Below are 22,523 nucleotides of genomic sequence, written 5' to 3'. Positions count from 1 at the left end.
CTTTTTATGGGCACCGTCTGTGAGTTGATATTCATCACACATTTATAAACTTGCCAGCAAGGTCGCGATAGATCTTTGCTGTCTGCTCTTGGTTTATACGCTATGATTGAAAATTGGACAAAAGAATTTATTATTCAGCGCCTATTGGCTATTACTCTGTTGGTGGTGCTGTTCGTACTGTGTTTTCAAGTGGTACAGTTTTTTATTGTACCCGCATTATGGGCGGCGATTTTAGCGTATGTTACCTTTCCTATTTATAACTTTTTTTACGAAAAAGTAAAGCTGAGTCCTAATTTTAGCGCTGCTATTATGACGGTGAGTATCTCCTTAATGATAGGTGTGCCACTGGTTATCGGTGTTTTTATTCTACAGCAAGAAGCCTTGAGCCTAATCAGTAACTTGATTTATCGTATAAAAGTGGGCTATTTAGATGTGCCTGATTCTATTAAAGATATGCCTATCATCGGTCAGCAAGTGAAAGATGTGCTGTGGAGAATCAATAAAAACCCAGAAGGGACGTTAGAGGCGTTTCGTATTTGGGTACAGTCACATTTATATTATGGCAAAGTAGCGTTTGATGTGGTGTTTAGCGGTCTTGCCAAGTTAGGTATGGCGCTGATGACGTTGTTTTTCTTTTATCGTGATGGTACCAGTTTGGTGCGTCAAATTCGTCAAGCACTGCGTAATATCATTGGCAATCGCATTGATGGTTATATTGATTCTGTGGGTACGACCACGCGTGCGGTGGTTTATGGTATTGGTCTGACGGCATTGGCACAAGCACTGCTCGCAGGTGTGGGTTACTACTTCGCTGGTGCACCAAGTCCTATCTTACTTACTATCGTAACCTTTATTATCGCCCTGATTCCGTTTGGCACGCCATTTGTCTGGGGTGGTGTATCCATTTGGTTGTTAAGCCAAGGTCATACTGTAGAAGGGATTGGCTTGGCACTATGGGGCACTTTGGTTATCAGCTGGGTTGACAATCTCATCCGTCCTATTGTGATTAGTGGCGCGACCAAAATCCCTTTTATTATTATTTTTATTGGTGTATTAGGTGGTCTAACGGCTTTTGGCTTTGTTGGTTTGTTTATCGGTCCTGTAGTGCTAGCCATCGGATTGGCGGTATGGCGAGAATGGATATCGCAGCATAAAAATGAGATATTTGCTCCGCAGGATTTGGTGTTGTCTGACAACCAAACGTTGCCACCAGTCAATGAATCAAAGTAGAGGCACGTAGAGGCACATAGTCATGTTAAATAAGAATACTGCAAACGTTATGCAAAATAGAGCGAACTCTATTGACAGCATTACTATCGTGGCCGATAGCAATATCGCAAGCTTAGATGCGTTTTTTAATGCTTCGATGCTTGGACAGGCGTCTGAGCAGACGATCAATATAATCACCGTCGCTGGACGTGATATCAATGCGCAGTTGCTCGCAGACGTTCAGCCTGATGTGCTGTTGATACGCTCGGTGACACCAGTAGGCGAGGCATTGCTAGCCAATAATAACAGCGTAAAATTTGTCGGTTCGGCGACTATCGGTACCGATCATGTCGATCAAGATTATTTGGCGGCGCGAAATATCACTTTCGCCAATGCGGCTGGATGTAGTAAACATTCTGTTGCGCAGTATGTATTGACGGCGATTTTGACGTTGCGTCCGCATTGTTGGCAGCAATCCACGAAGCCATTAATATTGGGCATCATCGGACTTGGTAATATTGGTAGTACGCTCGCTCAGTATGCCATTGATTTAGGCTGGCAGGTACTAGGCTATGATCCATTACTGCCTACATCGAATACGAATAACGCAAGCCTTGAGCAAGTGCTTAGCCAAAGTGATGTAGTGAGCTTACATGTGCCTTTAACCGATAAAAAAGATAGTACAAACCTTAGTGGCAGTGATTATCCAACAAAGAATCTGATTGACGCAACTACGCTGGCAGTGATGCCTGCGCATACCTTGTTGATTAATAGTGCGCGCGGACCAGTCATTAATGCGCGTGATTTAGAAGCAGATATTGAGCGCACAGATCGCCAAGTAGTGCTCGATGTGTTTGAATTTGAACCAGAGATTTCTGAGTGCTTATTGTCCAAACTGGCTATCGCCACCCCTCATATCGCAGGCTATACGGTCGAAGGTAAGCTGCGTGGTACGCAAATTATCTATGACGCTTTATGTGAAAAGTTAGCAGTCTTGCCTGTATTGTCGATGCATAGTTTGCTACCGCTTAATACTTATCTCTGGTCTGAGCTAAAAGCACATCCAGACAGATTACAGAAGTTTTACGACATCATGCACGATGATGCTGCACTAAGAAGCAAGCTGGCTGACGGTCAAGTAAAGGGTGCTGACTTTGATCAGTTGCGCCGAGATTATCATTTACGCCGCGAATGGCAGTGGTAAAAGTTAGGCAGCCTTCAACCCTAAAGTAGCATCTGAGAACTTACTCTTATCCTTTAATTGCAGTAAATAATAATGACCCAAGCAAGTAACTCTTCTTCAAAACCCAGCTATGTGCCGACCATGACATTGGCAATGGCTCAGCAGCGTGCGCAATTGATGAGCACCATTCGTCAGTTTTTCGCCACGCACCAAGTGCTTGAAGTGCAAACACCGCTACTATCGCAGGCTGGCAATACCGATACTTTCTTACAATCCGTCGCCGCGCAAGTGACGTATCAAGATAAACCTTGTACTTATTATCTGCATACTTCACCTGAGTTTGCCATGAAGCGTTTACTTGCCAGCTGGCAAGTGCCTATATATCAAATTTGCTCCGTATTTCGAGATAATGAAATAGGCGTACGCCATAATATCGAATTTACCATGCTTGAGTGGTATCAGCCGAATTATAGTCTGGATGATATGGCGGCTGAATTAGGTGAATTATTAGCGGCGCTTTATGGGCATTCAGTGGTGATGAGTCATTACCGCTATGTTGATGCGTTTATGGATTTTGTCGGCATACATCCGCTGACAGCTAGCCTTGATGCCCTGCAAGCAGTAGCAGAAGATAAGGGTTTAACAGGTTTTGATTTTAATAGCGACTTGGATAACACAGAAGATGGCGAAGCAGATATTCGTCAAAGCTGGCTGGATTTGCTGTTTAGTCATGCGGTCGAGCCAAACTTGGGTCACGACTTACCGACCTTGATTATAGAATATCCACCTGCCACGGCTGCACTGGCAAAAACAGCGGTTGATAAAGAGGGCAATACAGTTGCTAAACGTTTCGAGCTGTATATCAATGGCATTGAGATTGCCAACGCTTATGATGAGCTAGCAGATGGACAAGCGTTAAGAGAACGGTTTGAGCGAGACAATCAACTGCGTAAGCGTCATAACCTGCCACAAATGCCAATCGATGAGCATTTATTAGCAGCATCTGATGCTTTAATTCCCTGTAGCGGTATCGCCGTTGGTATCGATAGATTACTCATGGTGATCACAGGCGCGAATAGCTTAGAAGATGTGATTTCTTTTCCGAGCGGTTTGGCCTAGTCGATTATTGATAGACTTAATATAGTTGCCACTTATTTGACAAGCCTATTAGAAAAAAGCGAGTAACCCATTAGGCTTACTCGCTTTTTTCGTTTTAATCGCTGTAAAGTTGATTCTTATAATTTTGCAATCGCTTCATCAATCGCAGTCTCACCGTTATGCATACTAAAGACTTTCTTGATGGTATTATTGGCATTTAAGACGGCTGCCAAAGTAGTCGCCACATCGGCAATTGAGTTTTCACCAGCATTATCATCGTTGACAGTGACTTTACCAGTTGCTTCGCGCTCTTTTAGCGCCCCTGCTTGAACGATGGTGTAGTCAAGGCTACTATTATTAATCAACCACTGATCCGCATAATGCTTGCAGATATAATATTCTTTTAGGTCAGCAATACCAGCATTGTCCCATTTGCTGGTGTCTAATGAAAAGACGGTACTGAGCATGATATAGCGCTTAATACCTTTATTCTCTGCGGCTTGCATTGTTTTGACCGCCCCATGTAAATCTACTTCTAAGACATCTTTGCCGCCAGACCCTGCAACGAAATAGATAGCGTCAATGTCTTGATCAATTTGCTTTTGTATAGCCTCTTTTTCGGCAGTGATATCTAAATCGAGTTGGCTATAATTGTCATCGGTAAACAGTTTTTCTTCTTGGCGTGTCGTGCCAATAACTTGATGGTTATCCGCTAATAGCTGCTTGGCCAAATCCGTTCCCACTCGACCACTTGCCCCAATTACTAAAATTTTCATTGTCATTCCTATTCTTATGTACGTTATCGTTGTTGTAAAAACTGGATATAGCGTATCAAGAAAAAACGGCACACTTCGTTATGAAGCGTGCCGATTGCATAGTGTTTGGTTATGGCGTGTATACGGTTTGCAAAGTGGATAAGATCAAAAAACCAAAGACAAAGCGTGTGAAAACTAGCGTACCAACTTGTTTAATCCATCAGCAAAAGCTTTTTTGTCACGATCGCCATAAGGTTTTTGACCGCTCATTTCTTGTAGCTCGAGCACGCCAGTACCGCGCATGGTATCCATGAAATCACGCATATTGAGCTTTTGCTTGATATTATTTTTGTCGTAGACCATGCCGCGAGAGCTCAAGACCATACCACCTTTGTCCAAAATGTCATTAGCCAAAGGAATGTCGCTGGTAATAGCCAAATCGCCTGGCTGTATTTGCTCAACGATATAATCATCGGCTTTATCAAACCCTGATGGCACCACTGTCATGACAAGCAGTGGTGACTTACGCAGTTTGATCGGCTGATTGGCGACGAATATTGCCATGGTTTGTGTGCGTTCAGCGGTTTTGATAATCAAATCTTTGGCAATCAATGGCACCGAATCGGCATCTACCCAAATCTGCATTATTTCTTAACCTTTTCTGTTTTTGCCTTAGCGTCGATAGCCTGAGTTGTTTGGCTGTCATCAATATGGATTTCTGTACTCTCTAAAATATTGTCATTGTCAGTAGTGGTTAGACTATCTGCCGCTTCTGGCTGGCTATCAATCGCAGATGGTTTTTTCTCAAGTCCCATTTTATTGGGTAGCGTAGCGACGAGCTTGGCCAAAGCAGGTTCTAAGTCGGCAACGTCGTTTGGCATCAAGGTAATATGCGCAATTTTGCGGTCATCGCGTTCTGCTTTGTGGTAGCTATGATAGTGTGCGCCATCGATATTTAGTACGGCGCTGATATCTGGATATTGCCCCAAGACATTGAGCATAATCGCTGGATGCACGTTGTCGGTATCACCTAATGGCAGATTGACGACGGCACGAATGTGGTTTTCAAATTGGCTGGTGACAGCGCCTTCAATGCTCCAGTGCCCAGAGTTATGTACGCGCGGCGCAATTTCATTAGCGAGTAGTGTGTCATGACCACGCGCATCTTTGGTCACAAAGAGCTCAAGTGCCATCACACCAACATAATCTAAATGATTCATGATCTTGGTGATGGCATCAGTTGCTTGTTTGAATAAATGACTGGTGCCAACGGCAGGCGCTTGGGTCTTGGCTAAAATACCATTATGATGATGGTTTTCGACCAAATCGTAGCAACGAACCTGACCATTTTGTGCGCGTGCGGCGATAATAGAAAGCTCGCGGCTAAAGTTAATAAAACCTTCTGCAATCAAAGGTGCAGGCGTTGGCGTTAGTGAACCCTTCCCCGTAACCGCATCTTTAAGATCTTGCCATGCCGCCTTGATATCACTGTCTTGTCTAATCACAAACTGACCTTTGCCATCATAACCACCACGGCTGGTTTTTAGGACGATAGGCAGTCCTAATTCATGACAGGCTTGCTGTAAATCCGCTTCAGAGTTGACAGCCATAAAGGGTACAGTGGCGATCTCAAGTGCATTGAACATTTGCTTTTCTTTCAAGCGGTCTTGAGCGATATCAAGCGCAATCAATGGCGGAAACATACCTTGTTTACTACCTGATTTTGACAGATCGGTCAGCTGTTCTACAGTCGCAGTCGGTGTGTTTTCAAACTCTAAAGTGAAAACGTCTGCTGCTGCGATGAAGTCTGCTAACTGATCACTATGAAAGACACGACCGTATAGGCTAGCAGGGCAGTCAGCGCTGTCTTCTAAAAACACACATTGGTAGCCAAGTGGCATCGCTGCTTCGGCAAGCATCATACCAAGCTGACCACCGCCTAAAATACCGATGGTACGAATGGTTTGGGTAACAGGGTAAGCGTTCGCTGTAGTCATGGCAGGCTCTTTGAGTTAAAAATGAATAATATTTTGGGTGTAATAAAAGGCAAAAAGTCATCTATTAAAATCGGAAAAGGTGCATTACATGCACCTTGTATTAAGTAAAACCCATCTAAAAATAAATATCAAGTAAATAGCGGCTATATCTCAATAATGGGATTCAAGAACCGTTATCAAAGACAGGTAATTAGGTATGGATAATGCCTGGCGTTGGGCTGGCAAGGATGGTATCAGTTTGCATTTGGCGCAGATTGTCCAGCTTAGCCGCAATGGTCTCATCATTCAATGCTAACACTTGAATCGCAAGCAGGGCAGCGTTGTAAGCGCCTGCTGAGCCAATCGCCAATGTGCCAACGGCAACGCCTTTCGGCATCTGTACGATGGACAACAAGCTATCCCAACCGCTGAGCATAGAAGACTTTACAGGAACACCAAACACAGGTAATGGCGTTTGACTGGCACACATGCCAGGCAGATGAGCAGCACCGCCAGCGCCAGCGATGATAACTTGTAGACCGTTATCTTTTGCACTTTTTGCATAGTCAAACAGTCTATCAGGGGTGCGGTGTGCTGAAACCACTTCACAATCAAAAGCGATATCAAAGTCTGCGAGCAATTGCGCTGCCGCACTCATGGTTGCCCAATCAGATTGTGATCCCATAATAATGCCAACTTTCGGCTGACCAGCAGGGGAGGCGATAGGGCTGTTTTGATCCATCGTGTTAACAGTAGCTATTGTGGTGCTCATGCTTTGATATCCTCAAAAAGACCATCATACAAAAGTTTTGTTGCTCTCGTAAAGCCAAGTTTGATTTTTAATAAGAAAGCGGGGCAATAGCACCAATTTTATGGATTGGGGTTTACCGATTTATCATGGCGATATTGGACAAAGTTACTGGCTTTTAGTGGCAATGGTTGCTCAGTATTGAGCTGATAACAAGTCAGATATCCGCTGTCTACCGCCGCTGAATAATCAGTACAGGCAACTTGTGAACTCAGTGGCTCAGGCGTGCCAGTTAGCCAATAATGACCGACAAATACTGCTTTATCCGTTTTCAGGGCGAAATCAATACTTTCAGCCAACACCTCTTTTGGAATCTGCGCCAATGCTGATGCAGGCGCACGCGCCACCTCATAAAGACGGCGCTTATTCAGCCCGTCAAGCCACCAGCATACTCGCACGCGCTTGCGCTCAGTGCCTTCTTTATCGACCATGACCATGCCGTCGGGTAATGCTGTTTCTACACCTTTTAATACCCGCTCTAGCGCGTCAAATGGCGCCGTGTTTTCTTTGGCAGTGGCGACTAGCCCGTGCGGCGTTAAGCAATTGTCGTCAGTCAATAGTGGCTGCAATACCGCCATACTATCAACATCCCAGCAGGCATGAACAAAACAAGCGTCGTCTGTTTCAATCCATAAAGGCAGCTCATACAACCGATTAAGCCAATATTGATGACGCTCTGAGCCAAAAGCTATTTCGGCTAAAAATGCCGCATGTTGGCGCGTATGTATGTCATTGTGCGAGCGCAGATATTGGCTGGAGTTATCAGGGTCAAGTGTGCCAAAGGCGAGGGCGTTATATTCATGATTACCCATTATCGCATCTGCTACGTTAGCATCTAACATCGCAAAAACAATCTCTAAGGTAGCCAATTGCTGTGGTCCTCGGTCAATCAAGTCACCGATAAATAACGCCCGATGCCCTACTGGCGGTACAAAGTACGTACCATTATGAACGTAACCTAACTGCTTTAATAAGCCAATTAACTTGTATGCGTAGCCGTGAATATCACCGATAACATCTATCATCATAATAATTATCAAATTCTTAAATAGTTTGTTAAGTATAAGTTTGTGCAAAACATAACGCGACGTTAATTATCGCTTAATTACTTAAACTGTCATCATAACCCAAGTGCTCATTTCAATTTTTATCATTGAGCTTCATTAATAAACTTCATTACTAAATTTAAAGCCCAGGTGATAATAGCGCATTGATAAAATGCGGTAGGACTTGCGGTTCTAAAATAATCGTGGCAATAACCCCAAACGCGCCGCCCCACATATGCGCCATATGATTGATATTAGAGCCGCCCCGTTTGTCTGCATAGATACTATAAGCGATATAAGCAACGGCGAATAATATCGCAGGTATAGGAACAATCGCGAATAGGTAGATTTTCTCCCACGGTGCCAGCAAAATAAAAGCAAACAATACGGCTGATACACCGCCTGACGCGCCAAGGCTCAAATAGCTCGCATTGTTTTTATTCTTAAGGTAGCTTGGAATCATCGCAATGATAATGGCCAATACGTAAAAGACCACAAAACCATAACCAAATAAGAACGGCTGATACAGCCCTTCAATAGCACGACCAAAAAAATATAAAGTAAACATATTAAAGAGCAGGTGCATGCTATCGGCATGAATAAAGCCATGCGTGACAAAACGGTCCCACTGCCCATTATTTACCGCTGGTGGATAAAAAATGAGTCGATTAAATACTGTCTTGTTTTGCCATGCCACTAAGCTGACAATAACCGTGATAATAATAATAAGGGTCGTATGATTGAACAAAGGAAAATCCTTAGGCTGCGCCTGATATGTGACAAGGTGATGAATAACAATGTTCAAAGCCTACGCATTATGGCTGAGTGCAAACTAAATAGGACTGACAAGCAATTATTAAGCATGAGCTATTTATAATAAAGTAATACTAACAGTAGTTATGACAATGCAAAAACTTATTATGTGACAAAATAGTGCATTTATATGCTTTTATAGTGAATAATATAGCAGGCTGTCAGGCAAATTGAGTAATGCTTCGTATCTTGACGGTAATGGTGGGTTAAATAAGAGCGGTATCTAAGAATGCAGACGCTAACGACAAGTAAAATAAACGTTTCATGCGTTGGTAAATTTAAAATAAAGGCCGAAAGAGGCAGCAATCTATGAGTATTATCGACCAATTAGAAAAGACCGTAACGCCAGCTGTCATAGGTGAACGCAATAGTCAGGATAGTGTGGCTTACATCAGCTTATTGGAGCAGTTTTATGCCATCTTGGCGTCGCGTCTCGCCTTGCCGCAAGTGTATTCACAATTTATCCGCGCCGAGCAAGGGATGGTTGATAGAGCCACAGAAAGTCCACTGTTCGAACAACTGTGGCAAGATAAAAGCATACAACAGCTTATGATCCGAGAGCTGTCTGCTACCCATCATATTGATGAGTCTGCTACGTTACAGCTGCTCATCAATGCCGCGCCACTGGCTTATCGTGAGCTGACAGTATTGGCAAAAGGCCAGTTTTTGCCAGCGTTTTTGCAGGGAGAGCAGGCGGCACTGCGTCAGTATTTACCGATGTGGTCAGCACCTATTATTACTGCTCCTCAAAACGTCAATAGCGCATCAGAAGCACACCCACACATCGCCGCAGATATTGATAGCGTACCAGTGCGTGACATCTCTTTGGATGGTCGGCAAAATTCTCATATAGACACCAGTACGATCACCGCAGCGCCAGCCGCTTATAAGCAAAATGCTGATACAGCAGATAAAAAAGATAGTGGAAATACTGATGTAGAAAGTATGAGGATAGGTGATACCGATGGTCATTTTAGCGCTCATACTGGCGCCATTCATGCCAATCCATCCACGCATCATTTGGCAGAAAATAGCAGTATGAAGCAAGAAAAAGTGCGTACTCGCAATCAACGTAATGATTTAGTGGTACGGGTGGGTTTGTTAATAGTAGCCATTGCCGCGATAGGGCTTGCTGCTTGGGCAATATTAATCAGACCGAACAACGCGCCGCCTGTAGAAGCCGCTGCGACAGTGCCTGTTGTGGTAGCACCAACGCCTGCACCAGTAGCGCAGGTAATGACTCCCATTGAGCTCATCGTTGGCGTAGATAACAGCGGTAGTCTTTATACCTGTAGTGCTACCATTGGCGATGCAGCGCTACAAAGCACCTTGCAACAAGCGCTCAATACCAGCTTTGGTGAGCAAGCGAGTATTTGCGAATTAACAGTACAGGCTGGAGTTGCCAGTAGTATTGCCAATTTACCAGAGGAAGTACTGCCCAATGTCTTGACGATGATTAGGTCTATGCCATTTGCACGCCTACATTTGCAGAATGATCGTCTTATGTTAGAAGCGCCAGATAGTATGCTATTGCAACGACTGGTTACGGATATGCGTACTTTGATACCTGCCATGGTCATCGATAGTACTGCACCACTACCATTGCCTGAAAATAACGATGCCAATGCAATGAATAATACGAATAACCAGTTTGAAAATGAGGGAGCTGCCAACAATCAGTATGCTAATGACTATAACAACGGTGGCTCTGGAGAGTTCCAAGCAGCAGATGATGATACAGGCGATCGTATCGTACCTAATCCTGCACCCAACAATTATAGTAACAATGCCAACAATATTCCCAGTAACATTCCTAACAATACCCCTAACAATGCACCGATGAATAACAGACCGTCAGGTTCTATTTCAGAATCGGAGGTAGATGATATGGCAAGCACACTCATCATCGCTGAACCTGCGCAAGTAAGGAATAAATGATTGGATAATAGAGGTGTTTAACGATTGTTTAATCACCTATCCATTGAAACAAGTTATCAAGTAAAGATGGCGGTATAAGTTGCTTATACCGCCATCTTTTCTGTAGATACCCAGTTAGAAGTATCTAAAAAACCATAAAGTATCTGAAAAAAGGATGTATTTTCTCCATTTATACATAAGTTTTACTGATTCTTTTATGGCTTCTCACTGGGTTAATGGTTGGTTATTTGCCATGTTTTTGGTTACGTGTGACACTTGAAATATTACCTAACGTATCATTTGTACAACAACCTGTTGATTGTTAACACTGACTTAATACTTTTATAATGATGAAAATTGAAAAGGGTCAAGATGGTTTTAGCTGTCATGGTTCTTATTTCAAATCATTATTTTATCTGGCATTTTTTGAATATTTAAATTATATAAATCGATACTTATGTAGGTATTAATAGGAGAATTGTATTATGGATATTATCAGTCATTTGACGCGTACAGTCAGCCCAGCCGTGCTGGAAGATGATCATAGTCCCGCTAAAAAGGGGCTGCTTGAACAGTTCTACGCTATTTTTGCGGCTCGCTTAGCGGATAACGATACTTATAATCGTTTTGCAAATGAGAATATCACTCGTGATGACCAAGGGTTTTATGACCGTGTATGGAGCGATGATGCGCAACGTGATCAAATCGCTCGTGAGCTGGCAGACAAGCATAATGTTGATGCAACGTCTTCGCGTGGACTGATAGCGATGGCAGCGCCACTGGCTTTTCACGAAATCAAAAGCTTGGCAGGTAACACACCAGTGCCGCAGTTCTTAAATGATAATCTCGACAGTTACCAGCGTTATATCCCTGCTTGGGCAAGCGCCGTTCTGCCAGTCGGTATGTTGGCGGCGACGCCTCCTGCTGGCGCGCGTATCTCTGATACGGTGAGCACCGCTCCATTGCAACGCGAAGAAGAGCAGCAAGGTAGCTTTATGAAAGCATTGCTCCCCATTATTGGCTTGATTATTTTAGGCGCATTGGCTTGGGCTTTACTTCGTGGTTGCCAAGAGAATCCTGAGCCTGTCGCTACACCGGTGGCTACTGCCCAACAAGCAGCGCAGGGAGAGGGTCAGTTGGCAGTGGCAGGTGATATTGAGCCTGCATCATTGCGCATTGCGACTGGTGAAAATAGTGAGCTGTATGCTTGCCGTATGAATGTGGGCGACGAGACTTTGCAGACCAATGTAATGAATGCGTTAACCAGTGCATTTGGTGAAGAAGCCAATAAATGCCGTGCTGATGTCGATGACAATTTTGCAGTAGATATGCCAGCGGCGGCTCAGCTAGCTACTATCTTACCTATCGTCAAAAATGTACCAAATGCGAGCATGATCATCAAAGGCGATGTGATCACTGTCAATGCGCCTGATGCAGCGGCATTAGATAAGCTAGTGGCTGACTTACAAGCGGCTGTTCCTGCGATGACCATACAAGCCGAAGGGCCATTAGATTTGCAGGGTGAGATTGATAATAGTTTGGCAGCTGCGGATGTTGCTATGACCAATCTTGGTAAAAACCCAGATCCACGTGATGTGGCTCGTGCATTGAGTATTCAGGTGATCAACTTTGAAGTGGATGAAGCGGTCATTCCTGATGTCAATAAAGAGCTGCTTGACCGCGCTGCTAAGATTATCAACGAAGTACCGAATATGAAGCTGACGATTATCGGTCATACTGACAGTCAGGCATCAGATTCTTACAATGTAGAATTGTCTCGTGATCGCGCTGAGGCAGTGAAAGAGTATTTGGTATCTCAAGGTGTTGATGCCAGTAAATTGATGACGAAAGGCATGGGTGAATCAGAACCTATTGCTGATAACTCAACTGAGCAGGGTCGCTTCCGTAATCGCCGTATTGAATTTATAGTCAATGACGAGATGGCCAGTGCGAACGATGGTATGATTATTAGTAATAACGCGCTTGACCCAGACTTAAATCCTCTAGATAGCAATAACGATGACTTATTGCCTGATGGTGATGATGCCACTCAAGGTATGGCAGTAGATCCTGCCAATTAATGTACAACAGCTTGATTGAGAAGTTATTCATTCAAAAGAACCGCACCTTATAAAAGGTGCGGTTTTTTATTTTGTTAAAGCTGTGATCTATAGGTGGCTAATGATAAGTATCTAATAATAAGCGATTATTTATAAGCGGTCGGATCTTTTAATTCAGTAGCGCTGCGAGTCGCTTGTGCCTCAGATTGAGGATTAAAAAAGGTTTGAGTCACGTTTTGCTTTGCCTGTTGCCAATAGTTGAATTGTTGGCAAGTTGATTCCAGATCACCCTGCCATGTTGGTATCTGTCCGCACATCGTTTTAATACGGTTTTGATTGGGATAAGGCAGCTCTTGTGCGGTCTCTGCGGCTTCATGGGCGGCGACGCGATCGTTACAAACCAGCGCAATATCACAACCCGCTTCAATCGCGGCTTTCACACGTGCGCTGACATCGCCTGCGGCTTGAGCACCTGCCATACATAGATCATCAGAGAATAAGACCCCATCAAACTTTAGCTGATCCCGTATGATGTCCTTGAGCCAAATTTTAGAAAAACCTGCTGGCTTATCATCGACTTGCGAAAAAATAACATGGGCAGGCATTAAGGCATCAAGCCACGGTAGGGTTTGGGCAAAAGGCTGCATATCGCTATGCATAATCTCATCCAAGCTACGCGTATCGATGGCCTCAGCCACATGGGAGTCAGGGGCAATCGCGCCATGACCGGGGAAATGCTTACCTGTGGTTGCCATGCCAGCGGCTTTCATACCGCGCATAAACTGAGTCGCCAGCGCAATGATCGCTTGCGGCTCTTGATGAAAGCTACGATCCCCAATGACTTGGCTGATGCCATCTCTGTCAAGTACTGGGGCAAAACTGAGATCAATGCCCACGGCTAATACTTCTGTTGCCATTAGATACCCACAATCGTAAGCACAGCTTAGCGCATGGCTAGGCTCTTGATTAAATAATTCCCCAAGCCTGCCCATGGCGGGTAGTGGGGTAAAGCCATTGCGCAGGCGTGCGACTCGTCCACCTTCTTGGTCGACGCCGATTAATATATCCGGGTTGTGATAACGTATGTCGTCACACAATGCCCGTACTTGTGCCGCATCTGCAACGTTTCGGGCAAATAAAATCACCCCGCCCACTTGTGCCTGTTTGATTAAGCTGACATCTTCTGCTGTCAGTGCGGTACTATCGATATCAATCATTAAAACGCCGTACATTGCGTAATCCTTATGGTGTTATATATTGTTATATGATCGGTTCAGCTTCAAATAAATAAATGATGATAACTGGCAGTGTGCCCCTATTATCAAAACTGCTTTATTATGACAGTTATTAGCAAATGAGCATAATGTGGCAGATGAATAGACTCGAATCAATTCGCGAGTGGGCATTGAATCGTCAATAAATGACCCAAATAATGATGAACAATAAATGTAATAGAAAGTTTGGTATGTGCAGGCGTAGCGTGTAAGATTGCTTATACAGTTTGAGACAGTTGGATATCTATGTGCATGATAATATTGAGTGATTTTTAACAATATATTAGCAAACAGCAATGGCATTTAGTGACCATAATGATTCAGAAAATAGCATATTTAGAAAATATCGTTTTAGATTTTAGAAAGTATCATTGAATAAATATTCGATTTAGATTTTAGAAAGTATCATTGAATAAATATTCGATTGATAATGGTAGATAAGTATTTCGTGACTTAAAGATAAAGCATTTATAGGCGGCGACTGATTCAGTCACTTTTGATTTTTATAAAACAAATAATATTATTAACGTAAAATAACTAGGTATATATGATGAAAAAACAACCAGCACAGTGGTTACTCAGTGCAGCGTCAGTGGGCATCGCCGGTATTATTCTTACCCAGAGCTACGGGACGGCAATGGCCGACACCAATACTGAAGGCTTTGTACAAACCCCTGAACAAAAAGTCACCACTCGCCAAGTAGCCGCATTGCTGGATCGTAGCCACTATTTGAATCAGCCGCTAGATAGCAAAACGGGCAGCGAAATCTTGTCTATGTATATCGATAGCCTTGACCCAAACCATACGTTGTTTTTGCAGTCTGATGTGGATGAGTTTAAGAAAAAATACGCCGATGAATTCGGTGCTCGCCTCAAGCGTGGCGACTTGTCTGCAGGAGTAGAGGTCTTTGAACGCTATCGCAAACGCTCAAATGAGTATTTTGCGATGGCGAGCAAGATGCTAAAAACCGATATTGATTTGACGAGTGATGATACGATCGTGCTTGACCGTGAAAAACTCAATCATTTTAAAACCAAAAAAGAGCAGCGTGATTATTGGACGCGTCAGCTTAAGTTTCAGCTGATGAGTATTACCTTGGGTCAAGAAGATGAAAAAGCCAAAGAAAAAGTATTTCTGAGCAATCCTGATATTACTCGTGGACAAGATTTGGTGCGCAACGACCAACGTACACCAAGCGAGATTTTACAAAACCGTTTATCGCGACAGCAAGAGCAGTTTAAGCGTCTCACAAACGATGAAATCATGGAAACCATCTTAAATACGGCGATGCTGACTTACGATCCGCACAGTAATTATTACGCACCGATTCAAGCCAACGAATTGCAAATCCAATCTAGCTTGCAATTAGAAGGCATTGGCGTCTCTATTCGCCCTGATCGTAAAAACCCAGATTATACTCGCATCGTGACCTTGGTCGATGGTGGTCCAGCAGCCAAATCTGGTCAGATTAAACCCAACGATTTGATTATCGGTATTGCCAAAGATGGCGAGAACATGACAGATGTAGTTGGCTGGTCAACGCGTGAGATTGTGAGCTTGATTCGCGGTAAACGTGGCACATCAGTGACCATTAAAGTGCGTCAGCCAAATACCCCTGATGCCAGTGCCCGTAACGTGACGGTGGTTCGTGACATTATTCAACAAGAAGAGTCAGGGGTTACCCAGCGCGTGGTAGAAGTACAGCGCCCTAATATTGATAAAACGCCAAAACGCATCGGTGTCCTTGAGATACCGAGCTTTTATCTGAATTATCAGGCACGCCGTAACGGTGAGGATTATCGCAGCGTCAGTATCGATACCGAAAAAGCATTGAAAGCATTGAATAAAGAAAATATTGATGGCCTCGTGGTTGATTTGCGCAATAATCCAGGTGGTTCATTGGATGAAGTAGCAAAAATGCTTGGCTTCTTTATCAAGAGCGGACCGATGGTGCAAATCCGTGACAATCGCGGCAACATTCAGGTCTACCGTGACGATGATGGCGGTGAGCAACTTTATGATGGCAAAGTGGTCGTTATTACTAACCTAGCGTCTGCCTCAGCCAGTGAGATATTTGCTGCGGCTATCCAAGATTACGGTCGCGGGCTAGTGGTTGGTAGTACGACAACGGGTAAAGGTTCAGCGCAGATTCAACTCGATAATTTGGCATTGGGTTCAGCCACTTTAACGCAGCGCAAATTCTATCGCATCACTGGTGGTAGCACACAGAATAAAGGTGTGGTACCTGATGTAGAGTTGGTCAATATCTACGATGATGCCACTTTTGGCGAACGTGCACAGAAAAAAGCGTTGCCTTGGGATACCATCAAAACGGCGCCTTACAAGCCTGAAGGTAAGTTCACTGATACGACGCTGGCGACACTTAACCAGCAGTCTAAAATTCGTCAAGAGCAAAACCCACAGTTTGTTTATCTCTCAGCGCTAAACAACATTCGCGATATGGAAGACGAGAAAAAACCAATTCCACTTGATATTAATAGCCGCCGAGCTAAGATGCAGTTAATTGAAAAGCGTTCACTAGAGGCTGAAAATAAACGTCTTATTGCAACGGGTGAGCGCCCTTATGCCAATTGGAACACCTATCAAGCGGCAATGGATGCAAAATTTGAAGAGCGCAGCCGCATGAAAGCCAAGGAGCGCCCAGAGCTACCTGAAGACGAAGCCTTCATCAATGAAGCGGCCTATATTATGCTAAGCGCTGAACCTAAAGCATTGTTAAGCCCTGAAGAAAAGCTATAAACAGTCATTATTGTCAGCCAAAAAGGCTGTGATTAAAATCCATGTAAGCATATGCTTACATGGATTGACGTTTATACCTCTTACTAACCATGAGGCAATCTGCGATTATAACTGTACGGCACGATTGAACGAAAAGGTTCATTGATACTAGGGATTGGTATCTCAAAGGTCGCATCAGGGATAGGTGGTTTGCTGATTAAGGATGATAAGGCTAGAGGCCTGTCAGTTATAGGATACTCCGGGATTAGGTATCATATAACGATAACATGGATGGTTAGTGATAAAAGCCGCATAACGCTTGTCGTTATGCGGCTTTATTACGTCTGGACATTAGTAATTTTTATGGTAGATTTTTTGGAGAGATATTGCTCAAGTTTAATATCACTGTAGACGTAAATAGCGCTCAGCTTATAGATAAGTATATTTATATTAATATTGAACTTATCATAGAATAAGCATAAAAAAGGTCAGTAGACAAAGTCACTGACCTTTTTTGACCAAATGGCAGTCTTAATAAAGACTACCATTTAATATTTTACTATACTCTAGAAGAGATTAGTGCTCAACGCCACCAGCGCCATGGACATGACCATGGTTTAGTTCGTCTTCAGTTGCTGCACGTACTTCTTGGATTTCAACATCAAACGTCAAACGCTTACCAGCCAATGGATGGTTTGCATCAACGGTCACTTCTTTGTCATTTACTTCAGTAACGGTAACTAGCATTACTTGGCCGCCAGCTTCTGACTGAAACTGCATACCCGGCTGGATATCGTCAACGCCTTGGAAGTTATCACGTGGTACATGTTGTACCGCTTGCTCTTGATATTCGCCGTAGCCATCAGCAGGTTCAACAACAGCATTGACTTGTTCGCCAGCAGATTTACCTTCTAGCTGTTGCTCAAGGCCTGGAATGATGTTGCTGTGGCCATGCAAGTACGCAAGTGGTTGACCTTCTGGTGATTGGTCAAGAATGTTGCCTTCGTCGTCTTTTAGTGTGTAATTGAATTTGACGGCAGTGTCTTTTGCAATAATAGTCATAAGTTATCCTAAATATATCTATGTAAAAAATTAAATACGGTTGCAATAAACCTAAAAAATCCAATCAGCAAGCCAAATAGCCACGTCATTAGTCAATTATCATCAGTTTATTAAAGTAACTTTAGCAGTTAGCATCTTTAATTGAGATGGCTCATATAACTTTCAAGGTAAAAACAATAAAAAATGCTATTTTATACTGATAAATGGCGTTTTTTATGAAAATAAACACAGTTTTTTGTGGTTTGAAGACCGTAAATGGATATTTGGGGTTTGTCAGTTGCGTTTTTGGACAATGGCTTTTACCATAATGATATAAATAAGGATAAAAAAACAATGACTTCATTTGCTAATAATTCACGCAATCAGCTATCAGATGCCAATACAATCAATGATCACCATAAAGCTAAAGCTGATATTAATTATCGACTCAATTTCGAGCGTTTTTCTGAGCACTTGGTTGATGTGTCGCTCAATTTTACGGCAGTAAATGATGCGCCTCAACTTTGGATGCCAGCGTGGATACCAGGCAGTTATCTGATGCGTGAGTTCGCGCGCAACATTACCGCGGTGCATTATAAGGTGTTAGACAGCCAGGTGCTAGATAGTAAAGCATTAGACAGCCAAATCATGGATGATGATACTCATACTAAGGTTTATCGCGCGCACAAAATAGATAAAAACACGTGGCAATTACCAAAAGCTAAGGCAGGGCAAGCCGTCAGTGTCCATTATGAAGTTTATTGCTATGATTTATCGGTACGTACTGCCTATGTCGATCAGCAACGTTTGTATGGGAATTTCACCTCACTGGCATTGGCTGTAGAAGGGCAGGAGCATCGAGCTGTACAAGTCAGTTTAGCAGTGCCAGTAGCATTTTTAGCAGGTAAAGACGAGAGTCGGCTACTATTGGCATGTGGTTTGGAGTCTACGCATCTACGCCTTGATGGGCAGCATAGCTATGGACTACAAGCAGGCAGTTATCACGACCTTATTGATTACCCGTTTGAGATTGCAGAACAAGATAAGTTTGACTTTATTATTCAAGACAGTACGCATCAGACGCTACACCATCGTTTTTATCTCTCAGGTAAGCACAGTGCCAATATGGGCAGGCTACAGCAGGATGTCACTCAGATCTGTCAGTGCTATTTAGATTGGTTGGGTGATGCGCCATTTAATGATTATACGTTTATGACCTTTGCCAGTGGTCAGGATTATGGTGGACTTGAGCATATCAATTCGACCAGTCTCATTACGCCGCGCCGAGACTTACCAACTCTTGATGAGCCAAAAATACCAAGCACCGATTATCAGCGATTTTTGGGCTTATGCAGCCATGAGTATTTTCATTCGTGGTGGGTCAAAACGGTACGCCCAGATGTTATGTTGAATGTTGATTTGCGCCGCGAGGCATTTACACCACTGCTATGGGTATTTGAGGGATTTACTTCGTATATCGATGACTTTATGTTGCAAGCGTCGGGCGTGATTGATAAGCCAAGCTATCTCAAGCTACTGGCTGAGCAAATTAATCGTTACTATCAAACCGCGGGTCGCGCGTATCAAAGCGTTGCAGAGTCGAGCTTTGATGCGTGGATTAAGCTATACCGTAACGATGAAAATACAGGCAATGCTGGTATCAGTTATTACAACAAAGGCGCATTGGTGGCGTTATGCTTGGATTTAACACTGCTCCAAAAGAGCAATGGTCGCTATCGTCTGTTTGATGTGGTCAAGGCTTTTTATACTCAAGCAAAGCAAAACGACAATAAACGCATTGGCATCAATAGTGCTGATATGGGTACAGTCATTGGGCAGTTCATGCCCATAGAGGATTGGGAAGACTTTGAGTATCGTTATGTCAATGGTGTTGAAGAGTTGCCAATTGAAGCGCTGCTGGCGGCAAACGGCATTAGCATGCATAGCAATAGCAAAGAGACGGCTGACAAGCATGTGCCTTGGGGCATGCGCTGTACTGAAACACCTGCTGGACTCAAAGTCAATCGCGTGACACGTGCTAGTGTCGCTGCTAGAGCGGGTATTTCAGCGAACGATGTCATTGTGGCGCTTGACGGTATCAAGGCTGACAGTAAACAATTGGCGTTGCTAAGTAATGTGGAGCGTGACATTGAGTGTCATCTATTTCGCCGTGATGAGTTGATGCGTGTTAACGTGCTTCATAAAGCGGCTAATGAAGCCATTGACAAAGCATCTCCGCATAAAGTGAGCTTGCACTTAACAAAAGCAAATCAATCGTCAGGAGTCAGTGATAACTCTTCTCTAGTCGATGCAGGCTGGCAAGCATGGCTTAACGCTATAGAGCGTTATCAAAGTTAAATACATTGCTAAATGTATTAATGTGAATGTATTTGTTCTCACTATTCTGTCCAATAATTGGTTAAAAGTAAAAGCCCCTGCCAAATAATATTATTTGGCAGGGGCTTTGTGTAATGACTGGCAGTCTTTTTTGAGGCGTGCTAAAAATTAACAGCTAAGTCAGCGTTTAGTAATTCAGCACCTAAGAAGCAGATTGCTCAGATTGCTGATGATTATCCGCTTCACTTGTGCCCTGTGTCTCTTTAGTATTTTTATCGGTACTAGCACTAGCATCTGCAATCCATTGTTGCATACGCGCAATCTCCATCTGCTGACCATCGATGATATCTTGTGCCAATTGACGCATCTCTTCGTCAGTACCATATGTCAGCTGAATGTTTGCCATCTCTACCGCGCCAATGTGATGCGGCAACATGCCACGTGCAAATGCCATGTCAGGCACAGGATCGGCGATACCCAATACCATCTCGCCATTTAAGACATCCATGCTTCTGGCATACGCTTGCTGCATCGCTTCAGTATTGGGTTTAGGTTTGGCTGTATCAGGGTGGCTAGCAAGCCATTTATTCAAAATATCGATTTCAACTTGCTGAGCGGCGATAATCTCTTGTGCCAATTGACGCATCTCTTCGTCAGTACCATATTTCAGCTGAATTTTTGCCATTTCTACGGCACCGCGGTGGTGTCCAAGCATCGCTTTAGCAAAGGCTGTATCAGGATCGTTATAACCCATACCGATCATCATCTCATCATGCATTCTAGTCATCGACCTGGTATAGTCTCTGAGTATATCGGTCATTTGGCTCTCATCCGCGCTGTTTTCGCCAGCTGCTAGTTCGTTGTCAGCGTCAACGTCATTTGGAGTATCGACGATATCAGTCACAGGTGGGGTCGCTGCATTAGGATCTGTGTCATCGTTGTCTTTTGTCGGCTGACAGGCGCTCAGTATAAGCGCCGTAGAGACGCTAGTAGCCAACAAGATCCAACGACGAGAAACAAACATAACATATCCCTATAATAAAAAATTAAATGATAAGTGGATGAGACTTATGACACCTAAACAAAGGTGTTCTGAAGCTTAGCAGATAAACCTTGCTCGTTCGAGACGCGATGTTTAGAAAGTCGTAATTGGTTTTAATTGCTACCAAAGCCAATGACTAAGACGTATTCTTATTTAAAAAAGCTGATAGAAATAAGGATATCCTCTAATAAGCGGATGCCAGTCACGAGCAATCAGCAATGAGATACCAGTAGATTGGTAGTAATAATTAATCAAGAATGCCTAATTGCTGACAGCGTTCGCTAGTGAGATGAATACGCACAAACTCACCAACGGCTAAATCACCCAATTCGAACCCTGCCACTGACCAGCGTATCAAACGCAAACAAGGCAGTCCAACCTGCGCTGTCATGCGTCTGACTTGGCGATTCTTACCTTCATAAATCGTCAGCATGAGCCACGAAGTCGGTACATTCTTACGCTCACGAATAGGCGGCTCACGTTGCCATAAATCAATGGGTAAGTTTGCCTCTTCTACCATGAGAGCCGTCGCAGGTAGTGTCTTGCCATCTTTTAAATGTACGCCAGAGGCAAGCTCATTCAACTGCGCTGGCGTTGCTGTACCTTCAACTTGCACCAAGTAAGTTTTGCCCTGCTTATGACGGTTTTTTGCAAAATTAGCAGCAGAAGGTGGCTGGGTAATGGCTTTATTGACTCGACCATCACTCGTTAAAATCAGCAAGCCCTCTGAGGTGGCATCAAGCCTACCCGCAATCCGTAAAGACTTATCGGTAAAATACTGTGATAGGGTGGTGTGATCATTGTTGCTGTCATCACGAAATTGACTTTGCACCCCATAAGGTTTGTTGAATAAAATCAGACTAGAGGTTGACATGGTTTGGGATTTCCTAAATTTGAATCATTATTTTGTGCGTATTTTGAGATTAGAGCGTGTCCTCAATTCACCATTTTTAAAATGAAGACACACCCTAATAAAACGTTATTTTTTTAAATCAACGCTATAAGCTGCAAATTTGTTGATTTTATATAAAGTATCTTTGTTATTTTGCGCGTTATTATAACAGTCTGTGTGGATGCTATTTTACTAAAGGGATTTTTACAGTATCGTTAATTCAATAAATCGTTAAGTCAATAAATGATTATTCACTGTATCGCTATTTTACTTATTCATTTTTTAAATCATTTATCAGCATATCGCAACTTACCTATTGCTCAAAGTTTTTA

General features: G+C 43.4%; 17 protein-coding genes. 7 read left to right on the top strand and 10 right to left on the bottom strand.

Translation table 11 applies throughout. From position 1 onward, the window contains the following. Window positions 1–102 precede the first annotated feature (102 nt). From ACP7AE_RS09105 to epmA, 3 genes are all read left to right on the top strand, one after another. A complete protein-coding gene (locus ACP7AE_RS09105) occupies window positions 103–1,230 on the top strand; it encodes an AI-2E family transporter (RefSeq protein ID WP_201539842.1) in 1,128 nt (375 codons plus the stop codon). Between the two features lie 70 nt (window positions 1,231–1,300). Further along, complete coding sequence (locus ACP7AE_RS09100; RefSeq protein WP_426242751.1) at window positions 1,301–2,413, top strand: 4-phosphoerythronate dehydrogenase; 1,113 nt, start codon at window positions 1,301–1,303, stop codon at window positions 2,411–2,413. 72 nt (window positions 2,414–2,485) lie between these two features. Then, the gene (epmA, locus tag ACP7AE_RS09095; RefSeq protein ID WP_426242661.1) at window positions 2,486–3,511 is read left to right on the top strand and encodes an EF-P lysine aminoacylase EpmA; all 1,026 of its coding nucleotides are present in this window, start codon (window positions 2,486–2,488) and stop codon (window positions 3,509–3,511) included. 116 nt (window positions 3,512–3,627) lie between these two features. Here epmA and ACP7AE_RS09090 read toward each other — a convergent pair whose 3' ends face one another. From ACP7AE_RS09090 to ACP7AE_RS09065, 6 genes are all read right to left on the bottom strand, one after another. Then, window positions 3,628–4,266, bottom strand: a complete 639-nt coding sequence (locus ACP7AE_RS09090) for an NAD(P)H-binding protein (RefSeq protein WP_201539840.1) — start codon at window positions 4,264–4,266, stop codon at window positions 3,628–3,630. A gap of 174 nt (window positions 4,267–4,440) precedes the next feature. Beyond that, the gene (locus tag ACP7AE_RS09085; protein WP_201539839.1) at window positions 4,441–4,890 is read right to left on the bottom strand and encodes a YaiI/YqxD family protein; all 450 of its coding nucleotides are present in this window, start codon (window positions 4,888–4,890) and stop codon (window positions 4,441–4,443) included. After that, on the bottom strand, window positions 4,890–6,242 hold the full coding sequence (locus tag ACP7AE_RS09080; protein WP_426242658.1) for a 5-(carboxyamino)imidazole ribonucleotide synthase: 1,353 nt from the start codon (window positions 6,240–6,242) through the stop codon (window positions 4,890–4,892). The genes ACP7AE_RS09085 and ACP7AE_RS09080 overlap by 1 nt, the downstream gene beginning before the upstream one ends. Before the next feature lie 190 nt (window positions 6,243–6,432). Then, window positions 6,433–6,993: a 5-(carboxyamino)imidazole ribonucleotide mutase gene (gene purE / locus ACP7AE_RS09075; RefSeq protein ID WP_201539837.1), complete on the bottom strand. Its 561-nt coding sequence runs from the start codon at window positions 6,991–6,993 to the stop codon at window positions 6,433–6,435. A 98-nt stretch (window positions 6,994–7,091) separates the two neighbouring features. Beyond that, a complete protein-coding gene (locus ACP7AE_RS09070) occupies window positions 7,092–8,057 on the bottom strand; it encodes a metallophosphoesterase (RefSeq protein ID WP_201539836.1) in 966 nt (321 codons plus the stop codon). A 157-nt stretch (window positions 8,058–8,214) separates the two neighbouring features. Further along, a complete protein-coding gene (locus ACP7AE_RS09065) occupies window positions 8,215–8,823 on the bottom strand; it encodes a rhomboid family intramembrane serine protease (RefSeq protein WP_045443506.1) in 609 nt (202 codons plus the stop codon). A gap of 374 nt (window positions 8,824–9,197) precedes the next feature. Here ACP7AE_RS09065 and ACP7AE_RS09060 point away from each other — a divergent pair, with 374 nt between their 5' ends. Then, entirely contained in the window at window positions 9,198–10,826 is a 1,629-nt protein-coding gene (locus tag ACP7AE_RS09060; RefSeq protein WP_426242656.1) for a hypothetical protein, read from the top strand. Between the two features lie 464 nt (window positions 10,827–11,290). After that, a complete protein-coding gene (locus ACP7AE_RS09055) occupies window positions 11,291–12,886 on the top strand; it encodes an OmpA family protein (RefSeq protein WP_426242654.1) in 1,596 nt (531 codons plus the stop codon). A 125-nt stretch (window positions 12,887–13,011) separates the two neighbouring features. Here the strand turns inward: ACP7AE_RS09055 and nagZ are convergent, their stop codons facing one another. Further along, entirely contained in the window at window positions 13,012–14,097 is a 1,086-nt protein-coding gene (gene nagZ / locus ACP7AE_RS09050; RefSeq protein WP_426242652.1) for a beta-N-acetylhexosaminidase, read from the bottom strand. Window positions 14,098–14,689: 592 nt separating this feature from the next. On the opposite strand from nagZ, the gene ACP7AE_RS09045 reads away from it, so the two are divergent. Further along, on the top strand, window positions 14,690–16,900 hold the full coding sequence (locus ACP7AE_RS09045; RefSeq protein WP_045443512.1) for a carboxy terminal-processing peptidase: 2,211 nt from the start codon (window positions 14,690–14,692) through the stop codon (window positions 16,898–16,900). 555 nt (window positions 16,901–17,455) lie between these two features. Here the strand turns inward: ACP7AE_RS09045 and ACP7AE_RS09040 are convergent. Beyond that, on the bottom strand, window positions 17,456–17,941 hold the full coding sequence (locus ACP7AE_RS09040; RefSeq protein WP_060490376.1) for an FKBP-type peptidyl-prolyl cis-trans isomerase: 486 nt from the start codon (window positions 17,939–17,941) through the stop codon (window positions 17,456–17,458). A 333-nt stretch (window positions 17,942–18,274) separates the two neighbouring features. On the opposite strand from ACP7AE_RS09040, the gene ACP7AE_RS09035 reads away from it, so the two are divergent. Next, complete coding sequence (locus ACP7AE_RS09035; RefSeq protein WP_426242649.1) at window positions 18,275–20,278, top strand: M61 family metallopeptidase; 2,004 nt, start codon at window positions 18,275–18,277, stop codon at window positions 20,276–20,278. Between the two features lie 181 nt (window positions 20,279–20,459). On the opposite strand, the gene copM is transcribed toward ACP7AE_RS09035, so the two are convergent. Together copM and ACP7AE_RS09025 are read right to left on the bottom strand one after the other, a co-directional pair. Continuing rightward, window positions 20,460–21,281, bottom strand: a complete 822-nt coding sequence (gene copM, locus ACP7AE_RS09030; protein ID WP_426242648.1) for a CopM family metallochaperone — start codon at window positions 21,279–21,281, stop codon at window positions 20,460–20,462. A gap of 265 nt (window positions 21,282–21,546) precedes the next feature. Beyond that, window positions 21,547–22,173 (bottom strand): pseudouridine synthase, encoded by a 627-nt coding sequence (locus ACP7AE_RS09025; RefSeq protein ID WP_055123471.1) that lies wholly within the window; start codon window positions 22,171–22,173, stop codon window positions 21,547–21,549. Window positions 22,174–22,523 lie beyond the last annotated feature (350 nt).

It is taken from the genome of Psychrobacter sp. TWP2-1-2 (assembly GCF_049896785.1).
Classification (GTDB): domain Bacteria; phylum Pseudomonadota; class Gammaproteobacteria; order Pseudomonadales; family Moraxellaceae; genus Psychrobacter.
The sequence above is the reverse complement of the archived record's forward strand: the minus strand, read 5'-3'. Positions and strand labels throughout refer to the sequence as shown.

What these genes read in the sequence shown, in the direction of transcription:
- epmA (WP_426242661.1), top strand. Translation starts at nt 2,486, where the DNA reads ATGACCCAAGCAAGTAACTCTTCTTCAAAACCCAGCTATGTGCCGACC.
- purE (WP_201539837.1), bottom strand. Translation starts at nt 6,993, where the DNA reads ATGAGCACCACAATAGCTACTGTTAACACGATGGATCAAAACAGCCCT.
- ACP7AE_RS09105 (WP_201539842.1), top strand. Translation starts at nt 103, where the DNA reads ATGATTGAAAATTGGACAAAAGAATTTATTATTCAGCGCCTATTGGCT.
- ACP7AE_RS09025 (WP_055123471.1), bottom strand. Translation starts at nt 22,173, where the DNA reads ATGTCAACCTCTAGTCTGATTTTATTCAACAAACCTTATGGGGTGCAA.
- ACP7AE_RS09035 (WP_426242649.1), top strand. Translation starts at nt 18,275, where the DNA reads ATGACTTCATTTGCTAATAATTCACGCAATCAGCTATCAGATGCCAAT.
- ACP7AE_RS09045 (WP_045443512.1), top strand. Translation starts at nt 14,690, where the DNA reads ATGAAAAAACAACCAGCACAGTGGTTACTCAGTGCAGCGTCAGTGGGC.
- ACP7AE_RS09085 (WP_201539839.1), bottom strand. Translation starts at nt 4,890, where the DNA reads ATGCAGATTTGGGTAGATGCCGATTCGGTGCCATTGATTGCCAAAGAT.
- ACP7AE_RS09080 (WP_426242658.1), bottom strand. Translation starts at nt 6,242, where the DNA reads ATGACTACAGCGAACGCTTACCCTGTTACCCAAACCATTCGTACCATC.
- ACP7AE_RS09090 (WP_201539840.1), bottom strand. Translation starts at nt 4,266, where the DNA reads ATGAAAATTTTAGTAATTGGGGCAAGTGGTCGAGTGGGAACGGATTTG.
- ACP7AE_RS09070 (WP_201539836.1), bottom strand. Translation starts at nt 8,057, where the DNA reads ATGATGATAGATGTTATCGGTGATATTCACGGCTACGCATACAAGTTA.
- ACP7AE_RS09055 (WP_426242654.1), top strand. Translation starts at nt 11,291, where the DNA reads ATGGATATTATCAGTCATTTGACGCGTACAGTCAGCCCAGCCGTGCTG.
- ACP7AE_RS09040 (WP_060490376.1), bottom strand. Translation starts at nt 17,941, where the DNA reads ATGACTATTATTGCAAAAGACACTGCCGTCAAATTCAATTACACACTA.
- nagZ (WP_426242652.1), bottom strand. Translation starts at nt 14,097, where the DNA reads ATGTACGGCGTTTTAATGATTGATATCGATAGTACCGCACTGACAGCA.
- ACP7AE_RS09060 (WP_426242656.1), top strand. Translation starts at nt 9,198, where the DNA reads ATGAGTATTATCGACCAATTAGAAAAGACCGTAACGCCAGCTGTCATA.
- copM (WP_426242648.1), bottom strand. Translation starts at nt 21,281, where the DNA reads ATGTTTGTTTCTCGTCGTTGGATCTTGTTGGCTACTAGCGTCTCTACG.